13 protein-coding genes are annotated in these 16,910 nt (G+C 60.0%); 8 read left to right on the forward strand and 5 right to left on the reverse strand.

The genetic code is table 11. The features are described 5' to 3' along the window. Positions 1 to 39: 39 nt before the first annotated feature. From ACFSR7_RS16005 to ACFSR7_RS16015, 3 genes are read right to left on the reverse strand one after another with little or no spacing between them, the layout of a single operon-like run. Positions 40 to 3,381, reverse strand: coding sequence for a hybrid sensor histidine kinase/response regulator (locus ACFSR7_RS16005; protein WP_378163198.1), 3,342 nt, complete (start codon positions 3,379 to 3,381; stop codon positions 40 to 42). A 46-nt stretch (positions 3,382 to 3,427) separates the two neighbouring features. Further along, the gene (locus ACFSR7_RS16010) at positions 3,428 to 4,714 is read right to left on the reverse strand and encodes a sensor histidine kinase (protein ID WP_378163200.1); all 1,287 of its coding nucleotides are present in this window, start codon (positions 4,712 to 4,714) and stop codon (positions 3,428 to 3,430) included. After that, positions 4,714 to 5,394, reverse strand: coding sequence for a response regulator transcription factor (locus ACFSR7_RS16015; protein ID WP_378163202.1), 681 nt, complete (start codon positions 5,392 to 5,394; stop codon positions 4,714 to 4,716). The genes ACFSR7_RS16010 and ACFSR7_RS16015 overlap by 1 nt, the downstream gene beginning before the upstream one ends. A gap of 203 nt (positions 5,395 to 5,597) precedes the next feature. On the opposite strand from ACFSR7_RS16015, the gene ACFSR7_RS16020 reads away from it, so the two are divergent. From ACFSR7_RS16020 to ACFSR7_RS16035, 4 genes are all read left to right on the forward strand, one after another. Beyond that, on the forward strand, positions 5,598 to 6,404 hold the full coding sequence (locus tag ACFSR7_RS16020) for a polyphosphate polymerase domain-containing protein (protein ID WP_378163204.1): 807 nt from the start codon (positions 5,598 to 5,600) through the stop codon (positions 6,402 to 6,404). Beyond that, positions 6,401 to 7,081 carry a DUF4956 domain-containing protein gene (locus ACFSR7_RS16025; RefSeq protein WP_378163206.1) on the forward strand — a complete coding sequence of 227 codons (681 nt, stop codon included), beginning with the start codon at positions 6,401 to 6,403 and terminating at the stop codon, positions 7,079 to 7,081. The genes ACFSR7_RS16020 and ACFSR7_RS16025 overlap by 4 nt, the downstream gene beginning before the upstream one ends. A gap of 72 nt (positions 7,082 to 7,153) precedes the next feature. Further along, positions 7,154 to 9,523: a carbohydrate-binding domain-containing protein gene (locus ACFSR7_RS16030; protein ID WP_378163208.1), complete on the forward strand. Its 2,370-nt coding sequence runs from the start codon at positions 7,154 to 7,156 to the stop codon at positions 9,521 to 9,523. A gap of 196 nt (positions 9,524 to 9,719) precedes the next feature. Next, positions 9,720 to 10,136 (forward strand): hypothetical protein, encoded by a 417-nt coding sequence (locus tag ACFSR7_RS16035; RefSeq protein WP_378163209.1) that lies wholly within the window; start codon positions 9,720 to 9,722, stop codon positions 10,134 to 10,136. A 155-nt stretch (positions 10,137 to 10,291) separates the two neighbouring features. Here ACFSR7_RS16035 and ACFSR7_RS16040 read toward each other — a convergent pair whose 3' ends face one another. After that, a complete protein-coding gene (locus ACFSR7_RS16040) occupies positions 10,292 to 11,161 on the reverse strand; it encodes a YitT family protein (RefSeq protein ID WP_378163211.1) in 870 nt (289 codons plus the stop codon). Between the two features lie 181 nt (positions 11,162 to 11,342). Between ACFSR7_RS16040 and ACFSR7_RS16045 the strand changes: the two genes are divergently transcribed. Then, complete coding sequence (locus tag ACFSR7_RS16045; RefSeq protein WP_378163212.1) at positions 11,343 to 11,729, forward strand: hypothetical protein; 387 nt, start codon at positions 11,343 to 11,345, stop codon at positions 11,727 to 11,729. On the opposite strand, the gene ACFSR7_RS16050 is transcribed toward ACFSR7_RS16045, so the two are convergent. Next, positions 11,726 to 12,535: a helix-turn-helix domain-containing protein gene (locus ACFSR7_RS16050; RefSeq protein ID WP_378163214.1), complete on the reverse strand. Its 810-nt coding sequence runs from the start codon at positions 12,533 to 12,535 to the stop codon at positions 11,726 to 11,728. The two genes, ACFSR7_RS16045 and ACFSR7_RS16050, sit on opposite strands and share 4 nt — an antisense overlap. A gap of 606 nt (positions 12,536 to 13,141) precedes the next feature. Here ACFSR7_RS16050 and ACFSR7_RS16055 point away from each other — a divergent pair. From ACFSR7_RS16055 to ACFSR7_RS16065, 3 genes are all read left to right on the forward strand, one after another. Beyond that, positions 13,142 to 14,584 carry an L-arabinose isomerase family protein gene (locus tag ACFSR7_RS16055; protein ID WP_378163216.1) on the forward strand — a complete coding sequence of 481 codons (1,443 nt, stop codon included), beginning with the start codon at positions 13,142 to 13,144 and terminating at the stop codon, positions 14,582 to 14,584. Positions 14,585 to 15,110: 526 nt separating this feature from the next. After that, positions 15,111 to 15,542 carry an HAD family hydrolase gene (locus tag ACFSR7_RS16060; protein WP_378163218.1) on the forward strand — a complete coding sequence of 144 codons (432 nt, stop codon included), beginning with the start codon at positions 15,111 to 15,113 and terminating at the stop codon, positions 15,540 to 15,542. Continuing rightward, on the forward strand, positions 15,442 to 16,899 hold the full coding sequence (locus ACFSR7_RS16065; RefSeq protein ID WP_378164604.1) for an amidase family protein: 1,458 nt from the start codon (positions 15,442 to 15,444) through the stop codon (positions 16,897 to 16,899). Before ACFSR7_RS16060 ends, ACFSR7_RS16065 begins: the two co-directional genes overlap by 101 nt. Positions 16,900 to 16,910 lie beyond the last annotated feature (11 nt).

Here is a 16,910-nt window from a genome sequence, read left to right on the forward strand (position 1 = left end):
ATTATCCCACTGAGCCGTCCATAGCAATAGAGGACCTTGTTATCCGCGGGATGCGCGCTCCGGCACCTCGAAAGAGACGGTCGTCCCTAGACCCGGCCGGCTGGCGATACGAAGCCCTTCGCCATACAGACGCTTCAGCCGACGGTTCGTGTTGTACAGGCCGATGCCGCGGCGGCCCGGTGCGGACTGCGTCAGCGCCAGCCTGGCCTGCTCTTCGCTCATGCCGACGCCGTCGTCGCCGACCTCGATCCGGACGCGGCCGTCGGCGCGAAGGATTCGGATGCGCACGGTACCGCCCGCACTCTGCCGGAGTACGCCGTGCTTGACCGCATTTTCGACGAGCGGCTGGATCGATAGGGGCGGGACGAACGGCTCCAGACCGGGTTCCGTTTCCCATACGACCTGCAGCCTGTCGGGGAAGCGCTCGCGCTCGATGAATAGATAAGCTTCGGTTAGCCCGATCTCGTGGGACAGCACGACCAGCTCCTCGGTATTGAGCGAGTCGAAGCTCATGCGGAGAAATGAGGCGAAGGCGTGGCCCAGACCGCGCATGCGGTCCGGATCGGTCTCGCCGAGGGCGACGATTGAATTGAGCGTGTTGACGACGAAGTGCGGCTGGATCTGGGCCTGCAAATACGCGGCCTCCATGCGCAGGCGCTCGCTTGCCGAACGCTTGAGCGCGACGAGCGCGCGAATGCGGTAGCGCAGCTCCGGAGCGTCCACCGGTTTGGCGACGTAATCGCTGGCGCCGGCCTGGAAGCCCGCGTAGATGTCCGCAGGCTGGCTGCGCGCGGTCAGGAGCAGGATCGGCAGCTCCGAGGCGTCGTAGCGCGCCCGGACCGTCCGCGTCAGCTCGTAGCCGGACATGCGCGGCATCATTACGTCGGCGACGAGCAGGTCCCACTGTCGAGCTCCCAGCATGGCGAGGGCATCTTGCGCCGAACGGGCGTACGAGATGTCGTACGGCTCGCTCGAAAGGATGCCGGCGAGCACGCTCAGGTTCACCGGGTCGTCGTCGACGGCGAGAATGCGCGCGCGCGCCTCCGGGGCCTCGAGCAGAGCGGAGGCAGGGGCTTCGACGAAGCCCTGCGCATGCGGCCCGATTTGAATGCCGGCGAACGATGCAGCCGCACCGGAACCCGCATTGTCGCTGGATTGTGCAATGCCACGACGTTGCGCGGCTCCCGCAGCCGGCTCACCCGCGGTCCCCGCTGCAGCAATTTCACCGGCCACTCCCGTCACCGCAGCCGGAGCGATCTCGCCCGACGCTCCCGCGGCGTCAGCAGCCGTGGCCATCTCGCCCGCCGCTCCCGCGGCGTCTGCAGCCGTGGCCATCTCGCCCGCCGCTCCCGCGGTGTCAGCAGCCGCAGCCATCTCATCCGCCACTCCCGCAGCCGTGGCGATCTCGCCCGACGCTCCCGCCGCCGGCAGGTCAAACCTAAACATCGAGCCCGCGCCCGGCGCGGAGCGCACGGTCAGCGTGCCGCCGTGCAGCTCGGCGAGCTGCCTGGAGATGCTGAGGCCGAGCCCGATGCCGTCGCCATGGTCGCCCGGTCCTTGCTCGTAGCGCCGGAAGATGCGGTCCTGCGTCTCCTTGTCCATGCCGATGCCCGTATCGGACACCGAGACGACGATGCGTCCGCCCCGCAGCCCGGCGGCGATGATGACGTCGCCTTCGTCGGTGAACTTGACGGCATTGTGCAGCAGGTTGTACAGAATCTGCACCACGCGCTGCTCGTCCGCGAGGACGGCCGGCAGCGTCTCGGGGATGTCCGACCGCAGCCGGACGGTCTTGCTCTCCGCGAGGAAGCCCAGCATGTCCAGTACGCCAGGGACGATCGACTGGATCCGCAGCGGTGCGATCTGCAGCTTGACCCCGCCGTCCTGCAGCCGGGCGACGTCAAGCAGGTCGTTCAGCAGATGCGACATGCGCCGGCTGACGCCGACGAGCAGGTCCATGTCCTGCAGCGAGCCTTCGCTGAGACGGCTGCGCTCCTTGGCCATCACGGTTTCCGCGATGTTCATGATGCCGTGCAGCGGCGTGCGCAGCTCATGTGAGGTGTTGGCGAGAAATTCGTCCTTCAGCTTGTCGGCGGCCCGTAGACGTTCGTTGAGCTGCGCGTTCTCCCTGGCGTTGCGGAAGTAGACCTGAAACCAGTAAGCCGAGAAGCCGATGATCGCCACGATGACGTCGACCGGATAGTACATGGGCGTAAAGCCGATTATGCCCCAGACGACGCTCGACAGCACAGCCAAGCCCGCAGCCATGAGGAAGACGGAGCCTTCCTCGCTGCGCCTGCGGACGTACATCCGGACGATGAGCCAGGCCATTCTCGCGAACGGCAGGAGATAGAAGGCGCCAAACAAGAAATAGTGGCGCGAGATATACACCCAAGAGGCTGGCGCAATTGCGACAAAAGCCGTGTAGGCGCACAGTGCAGAGGCGAAGATGCGGGAGCCTGCTTTCCACGGGGGCTCCGGCAGGAACCGCTTGTATAGCAAGAGAATCAAGTAGGACAGCCACATGTAAGAGAAAAGCCGGATCTTGAGCCCCCAGGCGAAGTCGAACGGCAGCCAGAGCATGAGCAGGTTGTCATGGTCTGAAGTCACGGTCAGGCCGGCGGCGAGCGTGAGCAGGCTGAAGAGCAGGAACGTCCGGTTGCCCCGGTTGAGCAAATACAGGATGAAGGCGTAGAAGCCGTGGAGCATCAGCACGACGAAGGTGATCATCTGGAAGCCGATCGAATACCATCTGATGAAGTCGATCGAAGACTGCGCGCCGAACAGCACGGAACGGGTGAAGCCTCCGCGCAAGGGATGGTCGAAGTTGGACACCTGCACGAGCAGGTCGATCTGCGTCACGCCGACTGCGTCGTAGGTCGAGGTGAAGGAGATGCTCTCGGGCACATAGGTCTCCTTGGTCGCGCCCACCCGGCCGATCGACCCCTCCGAAAAGCCGTTCATCGACACGACGGTTGCGGACTGGACGCGGTTGAGCCAAGCCGTGACCGGCTTCCGAAGCGGATCGGTCAGGATGCGCAGCCTGTAGGTGCCATAGCCGTAGGAGGGCGCTCCGTCATGGGCGTCCAGCGCGCTCCGCCAGTCTCCCGGCACTTGAATAGGACGGGACGCATACGTCTCCGCCCTGGCTTCGTCCTCGGTGAGGAAGCGGGAAGGGTAGAACAGCCACTCGCCGTCCAGCGCGAACGGGCGAGTGGCTTCCAGGTCGACGCCGCGCAGATCGAGCACGCCGTTCTCGATGACGGGATGCTCGATCGGGAAAAAGAGATGGGTCCAGGACCATCTGAGGCCCAGAAGGACGGCGAAGAAAAGCGCGGCGACGGCGATATATTGGCGAGTGGAGAGCGGTTTTCGTGTCATAACGTGCAAAATTCGACAAAGCCCCGCGAAACTCCTAGCGGCGGGCTTATTTTTTTGTTTCCAGCGGGAGCGTCACCGTGAACGTCGTCCGCTCGCCGGGCGCGCTCCTGACGGATATCCGTCCGCGGTGCTGCTCGACGATTGACTTGGCAATGGCAAGGCCGAGGCCGTAGCCGCCCTGCTTGCGCGAACGAGACGCGTCGGCGCGGTAGAAGCGGTCGAAAATGCGGTCCACATGCTCCGCCGGAATGCCGGCCCCGGTGTTCGAGACCGCAAGCTGGACCTGATGATGCTGCTTGCGCAGCGTCAGCGAAATCTCGCCCCCCGGCTCATTGTACTTGACGGCGTTGTCCAGCAGGATCATGACGACTTGCTTGAGCTGCTCGGCGCTGCCGACGGCGGTTAGGCCGGGCTCGATGTCGTAAGCGAGCGCAAGATCCTGCTCGAAGATGACGGCCTCCATCGTCAGGAGCACGCCCTCCACGGCATCGCTGACGTCGAACGGCACGAAGATCGTCCGCGCGCGGGCATCCTCCATTTCGGTCAGATACAGCAGGTCGTTGGTCAGCGTCTTCATGCGCTCGGTCTCCGACTTGATATGGTGCAGCCACTTCGCCTGCGAGGCGATCGTATCGCCTTCGTTCGCGAGCAGCACGTCGGCGTTGGTGTTGATGACGGCGAGCGGCGTCTTCAGCTCGTGGGAGGCGTCGGCGATGAACCGCTTCTGCTTGTCGAAGGCGTCCCGCACGGGCGCGATCGAGCGTCCCGCGAAGTAGCGGCTCGTGCCATAGATAACTGCCAGCATGACGAGCGCGACCGCGGAGAAGGTGTAAACGAGATTCGTGAGGATCTTCTGCTGGGCAGTCACGTCCATAAAGGACACCGTGTATCCCGACGGACCGGGCTCCACGCTGTACGCCCACCGCGTATCGCTTAGCGTGAAGCGTCCGCTGTCCACGGGCTTGGCCTTGGCTTTCTTCAAGGCAGCGGCATAGAATTCGTCGTCCATGTCGTACCGGGAATCCGTAGAGACGAGGCTCCATGCGTCGTCCGTCCGCAGTGCGAACGAGACGGAGCGCTCCGCAAACGGACCCATTCCGCCGTCGTCCATCTGCTGCGGAGGCCGGTTGCCGTCTTGCCCCTGCCGCGGCTTGCCGCCGTTTATACCGTCGCCCTTGTGGTAGAAGTCCGCCACGCGGTGCAGCTCCATGTTGATGTCCCGGTTCGTATTCTGATACGTGATGACGTAAATGGACGTAAATGCGACCAGCATGATGATCGTGATGATGACCATGTTCATAAGAAGGAACCGATTGCGCAGCCGGTTGAACATCAGTCCGCCGCCTCCAGTACGTACCCGACGCCCCGTATCGTGCTTATGCGCGCCGACGCGTTCAGGAAGGTCAGTTTTTTCCGCAAAAAGGAGATGTAGACCTCCACGTTGTTGTGCTCTGCGTCCGAATCGAAGCCCCACAGCTTCTCGATGATCTGCTCCTTGCTCGTCACCGCTTGCTTGCGCGAGATCAGCAGCTCCAGCAGCTCGCTTTCCTTCAGGATCAGCTTGAGCTCCTTGCCCTTGCACGACAGCTTGAGCGTCGACGTGTTGAGCTCGAGATCGCCGAACCGCAGCCCGTCGTCCGGGATGACCGCCTCGCCCTTGCGTCGCAGCGCCGCCCGGATCCGCGCCAGCAGCTCGCCCGTAACGAACGGCTTGGCGATATAGTCGTCGGCCCCGTAGTCGAGCCCCGCGATCTTGTCGTCAGTCTCTCCCTTTGCGGTGAGCATGATGACGGGCGTCTGCACGCCTTGCTCGCGGAGCGTCCGCAGCACCTGAATCCCGTCCATCTCCGGCAGCATGATATCGAGCAGCAGCAGGTCGTAGATGCCGCTCAGCGCGTTGTCCAGCCCCGACTGTCCGTCGTGTACGGTGTCTACGGAGTAGTGGTTTTTGCGAAGAATCTGCGAGAGCGCCTCAGCCAGGTGCACCTCGTCCTCTACGATCAGTATCCTCATGGTTGTACGAACCCCTTCGTCTATCGTCTTGCCCTTAATTGTAGGGAGAGAACCTTTAATCAACCTTAATCGTACCACTGCGGGGCGCCGGACAAGAAGTTTTTACACTGCGTTTACAATTTAAGATTCGTTAAAGGTTCCGCCGCTAAGCTTGAGTCATGGAAGGGCGAGGCAGTCGCCGACAAGGAAGGGAGCGCGGGCGCATGGCGATCGAAGTTTTTAACCGCTACGAGAACAAATATCTGATGGACACGAAAGCCTTCTACGGCATCTACAACCGCCTGACGGAATACATGGACCTCGACGCGTACAACAGGGACAACAAATTTTACTCGATCAGCAACCTTTATTACGATACCCCTCAGCACACGCTGATCCGCACAAGCCTCTCGAAGCCGAAGTATCGGGAAAAGCTGCGGATCCGGGCTTACGGCGTGCCGGAGCCGGACGCGAAGGTGTACCTGGAGCTGAAAAAAAAGGTGTTCGGCCTCGTGAACAAGCGCCGGACGTCGCTGAGGCTCGGCGAAGCGTACGAATTCGTCCGGACGGGCCGGCCGCCGGCCTTCCGCGAGGGAATGAACAAGCAGGTGATCGCGGAGATCGAGTATTTCCTGTCGCGGTACGAGCTGGTGCCGATGACGTATCTGGCGTACGACCGGATCGCGATGTTCGCGAAGGACGGCCGGGATCTGCGGATTACGTTCGATACGAACATCCGGTCGCGGCGGTACGATCTGGCGCTGGAGGCCGGCGACTACGGCGACCAGCTGATGGAGAAGGGCCAATGGCTGATGGAAGTGAAGGCGGAGAAAACGGTGCCGGTGTGGCTGTCGAGGCTGCTGTCGGAGCTGTCGATGTACCGGACGGGCTTCAGCAAGTACGGCAACGAATACAAGAAATCGATCCGCTACGCAGGCAAGGTGCCGGAACTGTACGCAACAGGCGCCGGCGGGATCGATGCAGACGCCATGGAACGGACGCAAATGGAAAGGGAGAGAATTCTGCTATGATCGAGTCAATCTTCAGCACGGTCGCCGCGGATGCGGAACTGACCGTCACCCATGCGCTGCTTACTTTCGGCATCGCCATCCTGCTCGGGGGCATCATCAGCTTTACTTATATGAGAACGCAGGTCGCTTACTCCCCGAGCTTCACGCTCACGATGATGGTCCTGCCCACGATCGTCGCGATCATCATCCTCCTGATCGGCAGCAACATCGCCCGGGCGTTCAGCCTGGCGGGCGCCTTCTCGATCATCCGGTTCCGAAGCGCGCCGGGAGACTCGAAGGATATCTCCTACGTGCTGTTCTCGATGGCGGCGGGCCTGGCCTGCGGCGTCGGGGCTTACGGCTACGCGGCGCTGTTCACGGTGTGCCTGTGCCTCCTGATGTTCGTGCTCAAGGCAGTGAACTTCGGCGCGAACAAGGCGCAGACCAAGCTGCTGAAGGTCACGATTCCCGAGAATCTGGGCTATGAAGAAGCGTTCGATGAAATCTTTCGGAAGTTCGGCGTCGGCTACGAGCTGAAGAAGGTACGGACGACGGAGCTCGGCAGTCTGTATGAGCTCGTGTATGCGGTCCAGATCGGGCCGCAGACCAGTCAGAAGGAGCTGCTGGATGCCGTTCGCACCCGCAATGGCAATCTGGATATCACGCTTACGATGAACCCGGTCGTGCAGGAGTATTAAGCAAGTCGTTGTTAGAGGCGCGCAAGACGCTACGCATCAGCATCATCATCTTAACCGAGAAGAGGGAATCTTATGAAGCATTCGCACAAAGCAAAAGCCATCGCCATCGCGCTGCTCGCCGCCATGCTGGCGGCAGGCTGCAGCGCAAAATCTTCGGACGCGGCCGGCGCCGCATCCGCCGGCACGGTCCAGGCGGCAGCCGCATCGTCCGCGTCGTCGGGGACGGGGATCACGCTGGCCAGCGTGAACCTGGACGACAAGGTGACGTTCGACGAGACGGATACGACGGCGACGTGGACGGCGGACGGCGCGACGACGATCGCGCTGAACGGCGGCGCGGCGACTGTGACCGGATCGGGCGCGACGGCCCAGGGCGGCGCGGTGAAGATCACGGCGGCGGGAACTTACGTGCTGAGCGGCACGCTGGATGACGGCCAGATCGTCGTCGAAGCGGGCGACAGCGACGTGGTGCGCCTGGTGTTGAACGGCGCGGACATCACGAACAAGAACGGCACGGCTATTTACGTGAAGTCGGCCGACAAGACGGTCGTGACGCTTGCGGAAGATACGGAGAATACGGTGACCGACGGCACGACCTACGCGGATACTTCCGATGGAGCGCCGACGGCCGCGATCTACAGCAAGGACGACCTGACGTTTAACGGTACCGGCAAGCTGACCGTAACCGGCAACTTCAACGACGCCGTGAAGTCCAACGACGATCTGAAAATCGTCAGCGGCACGATCGCGGTCAAGTCGGCGGACGACGGTCTGATCGGCAAGGACGCGGTTGCGATTAAGGACGGCGACATCACGATCGACGCGGCAGGCGACGGCATCAAGTCGACCAATGACAAGGATGCGGACAAGGGCTTTGTCGCCATCGCAAACGGCACGTTCAAGATTACGGCAGCAAACGACGGTATTCAAGCGGAAACGGCGCTGCTGGTGGCGGACGGCAAGTTCGACATCGTAACGGGCGGCGGCGCGGCGAATTCGACGAAGACGCATGCGGAGGAAGGTCCGGGCGGGTTCGGAGGCGGCGGATTCGGCGGCGGGCCGGGCAACTGGCAGGGCGGGGACGGTCAGATGCCGCAGCCTCCGGCGGACGGACAGATGCCTGCGGACGGACAGCAGCCGCCGGCGCCGCCTACGGACGGACAAGGACCGGGCTCGAGCGGCGTGACCGATCCGGCGCAAACGCCGCCTACAAGCGGCGCGACGGCGACGGCCTCGGGAGATACGGGTTCGGCTACGGGAAGTACAGGTTCGACTACGACGGCTTCGGGCTCGACCGACAAGAGCGGGAACGACGCGGACGAGACGAGCGGTGCGGCGACGGAAGAGACGGAGTCCACGAGCGCCAAGGGCTTGAAGGCAGGCGGCGACCTGGCGATCGCAGGCGGCACGTTCGCCATCGATGCGGGGGATGACGCGATCCACAGCAATGCCAATATCGGCATCTCGGGCGGCACGTTCAGCCTGTCGACCGGCGATGACGGGATTCACGGCGATACGTCGCTCACGATCTCGGGCGGCACGATCGACATTACAAAGAGCTACGAAGGCATCGAGAGCGCGAGCATCACGATCTCGGGCGGCGAGACGCACGTCAAGTCGAGCGACGACGGCGTCAATGCATCCGCGGGCACCGCGGAAGCGCTGCTCACGATCTCCGGCGGCTATATCTACGTCGATGCGGACGGTGACGGCCTCGACTCCAACGGCTCGGTCGTCATGACCGGCGGTACGGCTGTCGTCAACGGCCCGACCAACAGCGGCAACGGCGCACTCGACTATGACGGCACATTCGAACAATCCGGCGGCACGTTGATCGCGGCCGGCGCAGCAGGCATGGCGCAAGCGCCTTCCGAGGATTCGAAGCAGGTCTCGCTGCTCATGACTTTCCCGAGCATGCTTGATGCGGGCACGCTGGTCACGCTGACGGACAGCGATGGCAACGCGGTCGCGACCTTCGCACCGGCCAAGACGTTCCAGACGTTTGTTTACTCAACGCCAGATCTGAAGGCCGGCGAGAGCTATACGATCTCCACGGGCGGCACCACTGGCGGCACGGCCAAGGACGGTCTATATACGGGCGGCGGCCAGGCCGGCACGACTAAAGTCGTCACGTTCGAGCTCGGCGAGAAGACGACCTATGTCAACGAGTCCGGCATCACGACCGGCGGCGGCGAGATGGGCGGCATGGGCGGCGGTCGCGGCGGCTTCGGCGGCGGCCGGGGCATGGGCGGCCAAGGCAGGGACGGTGCTAATGGCACGAACGGTGCTGCTAATGGCACGAACGGTGCTAATGGCGCGAGCGGTACGAACGGTACAAGCGGCACGAGCGGCTCGGCTGGCGGCACGAACAGCACCAACGGCACCAGTGGAAGCGGCACGACCAACTCGACGAGCGGCAGCGCCACCGGCGCCAACACCTAAGGATTGGAGCGCGTCATACGATACGGAAGTAAAAAGGGATGAAGCAGCGTGGGCTGTTTCATCCCTTTTTACCTGTATGGCGGGGATAGGTAGGATGGTAAGCGTGAGCACGTTCGGAGGGGCGGAGTTTCTCGGAGGTATGGCGCCGATGCAAGCGATAATAGCATAATTACTGGAGCGACGAGGGCGGCAGAGCGTGCTGCAAGCGATAAGAGCGCGGTATGCGGAAACGAAAAACCCGCCAGGGCGCTCCCTGACGGGTTTTATTAAATTTAGCGGCGATCCGTATGCAAGTAAGCGCGCATTCGGCATGCTGGAGCTTTTCAGATGGGTTGCGGGTCGAAAAGCCTGCACTTGTACAGGTATTTTCTTCGTACCAACGACTCGCGATGGAAAAGATGCAGATGCTGCAGGTAAATTCAATTCACATGCTGCAAATCGAGTTGATGGAGGAAAATACCTGCGTTTTTGCATCTTTTCTGTCCAAAAAGGCCGACCCCGGCGAAAAAAGATGTATATTTGCAGGCATTATAGCAAGGGGACGACGCGGGCGAAGATCGGCCGGGCCACCGGAATGGCGGTCGGCCGACCCACCGGCATGGCTGTGGGATGATCATGGGAACGGCTGACAGATGACCACAGAAACGGCAGTCAGATGAGCCAGAGAAACGTCAGTCAGATGGCCATAGAAATGGCAGTCAGATGACCATAGAAACGGTTGTCGGATGAGCCATCGATAGGCGTTCGGCGCGAATGGAATTTCGGATCTTAGTGAATATCGTGCTTTTTGAAGTTGCCGCCCTTTACCTCGGCCACGTCGTACACCATGACAAAAGCGCTCGGGTCGATTTCGTAAATGATTTCTTTCATTTTGCTTTCTTCGAGCCGGTTGATGACGCAGGTGATTTCCTTGAACTGCTCGTTCGAGTACCCGCCCTCTACTATGTTGTAGGTGGCGCCGCGTCCCAAACGGTCGCGGATCGTCTCGACCATGGCCTCGGGGTATTTGGAAATGATCTTGAACGTCTTGGCTCCGCTTAAGCCTTCTTCGACGATATGTATCACCTTGGAGGCGATGTAGTAGGCGATCCCCGACATAATCGCGCCTTGCAGGCCGAATACGGTCGAGACGACGATAAACACGAATGCGTTCAGGAACAGGATCAGGTCGCTGGTGCCGAACGGCAGCTTGCGGGACAGCAGTACGGCCAGCATGTCGATCCCGTCGAGCGCGCCGCCATTCCGCAACGCCAGACCCATGCCGAAGCCGATGATGATGCCGCCTACTACGGTTACCAGCAGCGTATCGCCTTCGAGAATCGGCTTGATGTGATGCATCGTGATCGTGCCGATGGCGAGCGATGCAATGCCGAGCACGGAGTTGATCGCGAAGCTTTTACCGATCTGCTTGTAGCCGAGAAAAATAAACGGGATATTCAAAACGGCGATCAACAGGCCCAGCGGCAGCCCGATCAGCTCCGAGCCCACGATGCTTAGACCGGTGACGCCGCCGTCGGATACGTTGTTCGGAATCAGTACCGCTTCAAGGCCATAAGCCGTTATAAACGCGCCGATTATTACGGCAAGCGCGCGAAGCACTTTCTTTAATAAAACAGACTGTTTGTTTCCGCTCTTCAATAGGACGACCTCGTTTCCGGATTTTTCTGCATTGTTTTATTTTATCGGATTACGAGGCAAATTTCGAACCGGGCCGCCATACGCCGAAAATCTTTTCCATTATGTAGCGCGCATCACAGAATCCCGACTGCATATCGAATACAATGAAGTCATAGGATTCCCAACGGGAGGGGTCATTAAAATGAACAAGAAGACGGTGTTAAAAGCGGCGGGGTTGTTCGTGGCGGGTTTGGCGGGCGGGATCGGAATTATGCTGAGCAACGACGCTTATCAGGCGGTCAACGATGCCTTGGGCAACGCGACGAACAATGCGCTCGCGCTCTCGCAGCAGAAGCTCACAGCGCAGCAGGCGCAGATCGGACAGATGGCCAAGGACGCGGAAGCGTTGAAGCAGCAAGCGGCTGCTTCCGGGAAGGAAGCCGAGGCGTCCGGGCAAGCGGACCAACAGCAGCAGATACAGCAGCAGATACAGCAGCAGATACAGCAGATGATTCAGCAAATCCAACAAATGATCCAGCAAATGCAGCAGTCTCAAACCGAAACCATGAAGGCGCTGACGAGAGCCTAATCGCCCTCGCCATCTATCTCGGACCGGTCCACCTTGTGCCGCACGTATGCGGACGGCAGGGTGCCGGTTATTTTTTTGAACACCTTGTTGAAGTACGATTGCTCGCAGAAACCAAGATAATCCGAAATCTCTCCGATGTTCATCTGCGAGGTGAGCAGCAGGTCGCAGGCGGACGCGATCCGGATCTGCTGCATATAGTCCGTCAGCGTGCGGCCCGTCGATTGGCGGTACAGCGCGCTGACGTAGTTCGGCGTCTTGCCGACATGCGCGGCGAGCTCGCCGACCGTGATCGTCCTGCGGTAATGAAGCAGAATATACGCTTCGAGCCGGTAGACAAGTCCCGAGGCTGCGCCCTGCGATGCGGCGGACTCGGAAGCCTCCGCGAATAACGCGAGCAGCTCCAGCAGCGCGGCATGGCAAAGCGCCGGCCGGCAGGGCGACTGCCGCAGCCAGTATTGGACGAGCGCGGCGAAGCGGTTGCGCACATAGTCGTAGTTGTGAGGCTTCGCGACCCGCGCCTCCGACGCAGTCAACAGCGGCAGCCCTTCGCCTTCACCTTCCCCCGCATAGTGAAAATGCGCGACGTACATCTCGTGTGCCTCTTCGGGCGAATTGACCGCACTGCGCTCGAGGCCCCTGGGCATAAACAGCATATCCCCACGGCTCAGCTTAAAAATCCCCTGCTCCGTCTCAAACACCGCCCGTCCCTCCGTCACCAGCACCGCGATCAGGTTGTTCGTCCGCGACCGCGGCACCTGCCACCCCGGCTCGCAATGCTCGTAATAAATCGCCACCGGCTCGATCATCGCCCTTTTTCCCCCTTTTTCGCGTCCGCTGCAGCTTCCTTCCTCTCTCGACACGCACTTTTAGTATAGCACCAATCGTAATATTACTCTAAATCTTTGTTCGATTATTTGAGGTGTATGTATGGGTTTATAACTTATTTATGCCATTATTTAGATGTTAAAAATTTAACGATTTCCATAGAACCGATTGCAAGCAACTTGGAAGCAATTTGCAAGCAATTTGCAAGCAAACCGGCGATTCGCCTTAGCGTGAGTTATGTATGCTGTTCTCTTTTTCCTGAGAACTATATGTACCGCGGGAATTTAGCAAATGATTGAGCATCTGTAATGAAAAGGATAAGAGAAAAAATCTATCAAGCGCCCATGCATAATAGAATGGTAACGCTTACTTATCAGAAAAATACCGCAGCCTGGGGAACCTAAATACAATGGAGGGCAGTTTTTGAAGGTCAAGGTCAGTCAATCATTCCTTCCGTTTCAATCATTCTTTTTCTAAAATAATCGTAGAATAACTCCAAAATGAGTTGGTTACTTCATTGTCCCTTTTCGCTTGATTCCCTACGATTAAGAAAAGAGATTTTCAAGGCGAAGAGGAGGCAACATCATATGTCAAAAAATTTCCAACGAGCGCGCGCTCGTGTCGGCGTCATGACGGTGGGGCACGAACCGTATTGGGAACAGTTCCCTGGATTGAGAGAGGAGCTTGCCGGCTACGGGCAGGAATTTGAAAACCGGCTTCGCGAGATGGACGTCGAGGTCGTCAGCGCAGGGTTCGTCGATACGGTGGACAAGGCGTTTGCGGCGACCGAGTATTTAAAGAAGCAAGACGTCGACATGCTGTTCAGCTTCCTTAGCACGTACGTCACGTCTTCGACGGCAGCGACGCCGATCATCGGCTTGTCGGTGCCGACCGTGCTCGTCGCCTTGCAGCCGAGGCAGCGACTGGACTACACGAACACGACCACCTATATGCAGCTGGCCAACGACAACATCTGTTCGTTGCCGGAGATCGCTGGTGTGCTCGTGCGGGCAGGACGGCCGGCGGCAGGCATGATCGTCGGCACGTTGTACGACGACCCTGCGGCTACGGCGGAGCTGCAATCGTGGTGCCGGGCGGCGAATGCGCGGCGCGCGTTCAAGTACGCGCGGATCGGCTACCTCGGGCATACGTACGAAGGCATGTACGACATGAACTCCGATCCGACCGCGTTCACGGCATCGTTCGGCGCGCATGTGCAGATGCTTGAAATGTGCGATCTGGCAAAAACCGTGGCTTCCGCTACGCAGCAGGAGATCGATGCCAAACTCGAGGAGATTCATAGTATATTTACCGTGTCCGATCCGTTCATCGATCCGGTCACGCGGCCGATCAAGCCCGAGGATCTGGCCTGGTCCGCCAAGGTTGCGGTCGGTCTCGACAAGCTCGTGGAGGAATTCGGACTGACCGGCCTTGCCTACTATTACAAGGGAATCGACGACAACGAGTATGAGCGCATCGGCTCGAATATGGTGCTCGGCAACTCCCTCCTGACGGGCAAGGGCATTCCGCTCGCGGGCGAAGCCGACCTCAAGACATGCGCGGCCATGCTCATCATGGATCGGCTCGATGCCGGAGGTTCCTTTGCCGAGCTGCACCCGTGCGACTTCAAGGACGATATCGTACTTGTCGGTCACGATGGACCGCACAACATCAAGATCGCGGACGATCGCCCGGTCATTCGGGGGCTTGAGCTGTTCCACGGCAAGCGCGGCTCCGGCATCGGCGTCGAGTTCAGCATTCAGGCCGGTCCGGTCACGCTGCTCAGCATCGGGCAGACGGCGCAGGGCCGCTACAAGATGATCGTCGCCGAGGGCGAGTCGATCAAGGGGCCGATCCCGCAGACCGGCAACACCAACACCCGCTGCAGCTTCGGCCGTCCGGTCGCGACGTTCGTCGAGCAGTGGTGCAGCGCAGGCCCGACCCATCACTTCGCACTGGGCGTCGGCAACAAGGCGGCGGAAATCAAGCGCACGGCGGGTATGTTGGGAATCGAGGTTGAGGTAATTTAAGTGACTGCATAAGCAAAACAGGTCTTGTGCCGGAAGCGGTGCAGGGCCTGTTTTATTTTGAAAGATCGGAAAGTATAAATTAGGCGGCCATTCGCGGGCAATGAAGCGCGAAATCTTCATGCCGGAGCTTTAAAGTGGTTGGGGGGTTAAAAACCTGCATTTGTACATTTATTTTTTGTCGAAGCGCGACACTTGATGCATTGCCTGCAATTGTGCAGGTAAATGCAAAGCGCAAGCTGGAAATCTGGCTATTGGAGGAAATTAACTGCGTTTTGACATCTATTCTGTACATAAGGGTCGATATCGACAATAAAAGGTGTATATTTGCTGGCATTGCGGCGAAAGAGCGACGCTGACGCTGCCAACAGCCAATACGAGGGACGGTCAGATGGCGGTCAGGCACGGCGGGGCTCCTGTCTTGTGGGCGTGTTTTTGAGAACTTCGTCCGGACGGGTTGGTCAATCCGCAAGGAAAAACTTGTATACTGGAAGGAACGCGGGAACATGGCGGCGGGAGGGACTGAGTTTTGAGCTATTCGGCTATCGTATTAGATCTGGATGGAACGTTGCTGAATTCCGGCAAGCAAGTCTCGGACCGCAACCGTCTTGCAGTGCGGACATGCTACGAAAAAGGGATCAAAATTATCTATGCGACGGCACGTCCGCCTCGGTCTGTCAGGCAGTTCCTTCCCGAAGAATTGATTAGCATCGGCGCATTCGTCTACTACAACGGCGCGCAAGCGGTATGCAGCACGATCAAGACGGAGTGGCGGTCGTTCTGGAGAGAATGTTTAAACGATAGCAATAGATACGATGACGGGGGACGTCTCAATGAGCGCCTATTTAAACGACATTTTAATAGAAGCGGATATCGCTTCCATGCAGGCCGCGATGGAGGCCGGGACATTAACGTCAGAGGCTTGCGTGCGCTGGTATTTGGCGCGGATCGAGCGGTTTAATCCGAAGCTGAGAGCAGTGCTCGAGGTCAATCCGGACGCGATCGCGATCGCGGCGGCGCTCGACGCGGAACGGCGCGATCGCGGATCGCGCGGGCCGCTGCACGGCATTCCGATCCTGCTCAAGGACAATATCGATACGGGGGACCGCATGCATACGAGCGCCGGATCGATCGCGCTTGCGGCGCACTTCGCGCCGGCGGACTCGGCTGTGGCCGCGCAGCTGCGGGATGCGGGAGCGGTATTTCTCGGAAAGGCCAACATGACGGAGTGGGCGAACTTTATGTCAGGCACAATGTGGGCGGGCTACAGCTCGAGAGGGGGACTGACGCTTAATCCGTACAGTCCGGGCGAGTTTTTCGTCGGCGGCTCGAGCTCGGGCTCGGGTGCTGCGACGGCTGCGAACTTGTGCGCCGCCGCCATCGGCACGGAGACGTCGGGCTCGATCATCAGCCCGGCCTCGCAAAACTGCCTTGTGGGCTTTAAGCCGACGATCGGACTTGTCAGCCGCACGGGCATCATCCCGATTACGCATAGCCAGGATTCGGCCGGGCCGATGACCCGCACGGTCAGGGACGCCGCGATCCTGCTCGGCGCGATGACGGCGGCGGATCCGGCGGATGCGGCCATGGGAGAAAGCGGGCGAGTCGCGCACGCGGACTACCAGGCATTCTTGGATTCGGATGGCTTGCGCGGCGCGCGGATCGGCATTGCCCGGTACTATTATCAAGGATTGGACGAGGCGCGGGCCCAGATTATCGAGCGGGCGATCGAGTTGTGCAAGGCGCGCGGCGCGATTATCGTCGATCCGGTATCCCTGCCTTGCGAAGGCGCGAAGTGGGATTGGGACGTCATGCCGTACGAATTTAAAAAGGGACTGAACGATTACCTCGCCAAAGCCGGTCCCGGCGCTTACGTACGGTCGCTTGACGAGCTGATCTCTTATAATGAAGCAAATAGCGAGGCCGCGCTAAAATACGGTCAGGATACGCTCATCTGGTCAAATCGGACAAGCGGTACGTTAACCGAGTCGGAATACGTGGAGAGCCTGCAATTAAACCGCGAGCTGGCCCGGGAACAAGGCATCGATCACGCGATTCGCGAGCATCGGCTCGATGCGCTGCTGTTTCTCGGCAATGAGGAGGGCCTGGACTTGTCCGCGTGCGCGGGATATCCGGCGATTACGGTGCCGGGCGGATACGCGGAGACGGGGATCATTGCGGAAGGCGGCTATACGACCAAAGGGCCGCAGGGCATCACATTCGTAGGAACCGCCTACAGCGAGCCCGTGCTGCTCCGCTTGGCCTACGCCTACGAACAAGCGAGCAAATATCGTTTTGCGCCGCCAGACCCCGTCTAATTTCATAATAA

The sequence above is a fragment of the Cohnella sp. GCM10020058 genome (genome assembly GCF_042683485.1).
Lineage (GTDB): Bacteria > Bacillota > Bacilli > Paenibacillales > Paenibacillaceae > Cohnella.

Excerpts from the sequence above, each read along its gene's own strand:
- ACFSR7_RS16005 (WP_378163198.1), bottom strand. The coding sequence starts at position 3,381 with ATGACACGAAAACCGCTCTCCACTCGCCAATATATCGCCGTCGCCGCG.
- ACFSR7_RS16010 (WP_378163200.1), bottom strand. The coding sequence starts at position 4,714 with ATGTTCAACCGGCTGCGCAATCGGTTCCTTCTTATGAACATGGTCATC.
- ACFSR7_RS16015 (WP_378163202.1), bottom strand. The coding sequence starts at position 5,394 with ATGAGGATACTGATCGTAGAGGACGAGGTGCACCTGGCTGAGGCGCTC.
- ACFSR7_RS16020 (WP_378163204.1), top strand. The coding sequence starts at position 5,598 with ATGGCGATCGAAGTTTTTAACCGCTACGAGAACAAATATCTGATGGAC.
- ACFSR7_RS16025 (WP_378163206.1), top strand. The coding sequence starts at position 6,401 with ATGATCGAGTCAATCTTCAGCACGGTCGCCGCGGATGCGGAACTGACC.
- ACFSR7_RS16030 (WP_378163208.1), top strand. The coding sequence starts at position 7,154 with ATGAAGCATTCGCACAAAGCAAAAGCCATCGCCATCGCGCTGCTCGCC.
- ACFSR7_RS16045 (WP_378163212.1), top strand. The coding sequence starts at position 11,343 with ATGAACAAGAAGACGGTGTTAAAAGCGGCGGGGTTGTTCGTGGCGGGT.
- ACFSR7_RS16050 (WP_378163214.1), bottom strand. The coding sequence starts at position 12,535 with ATGATCGAGCCGGTGGCGATTTATTACGAGCATTGCGAGCCGGGGTGG.
- ACFSR7_RS16055 (WP_378163216.1), top strand. The coding sequence starts at position 13,142 with ATGTCAAAAAATTTCCAACGAGCGCGCGCTCGTGTCGGCGTCATGACG.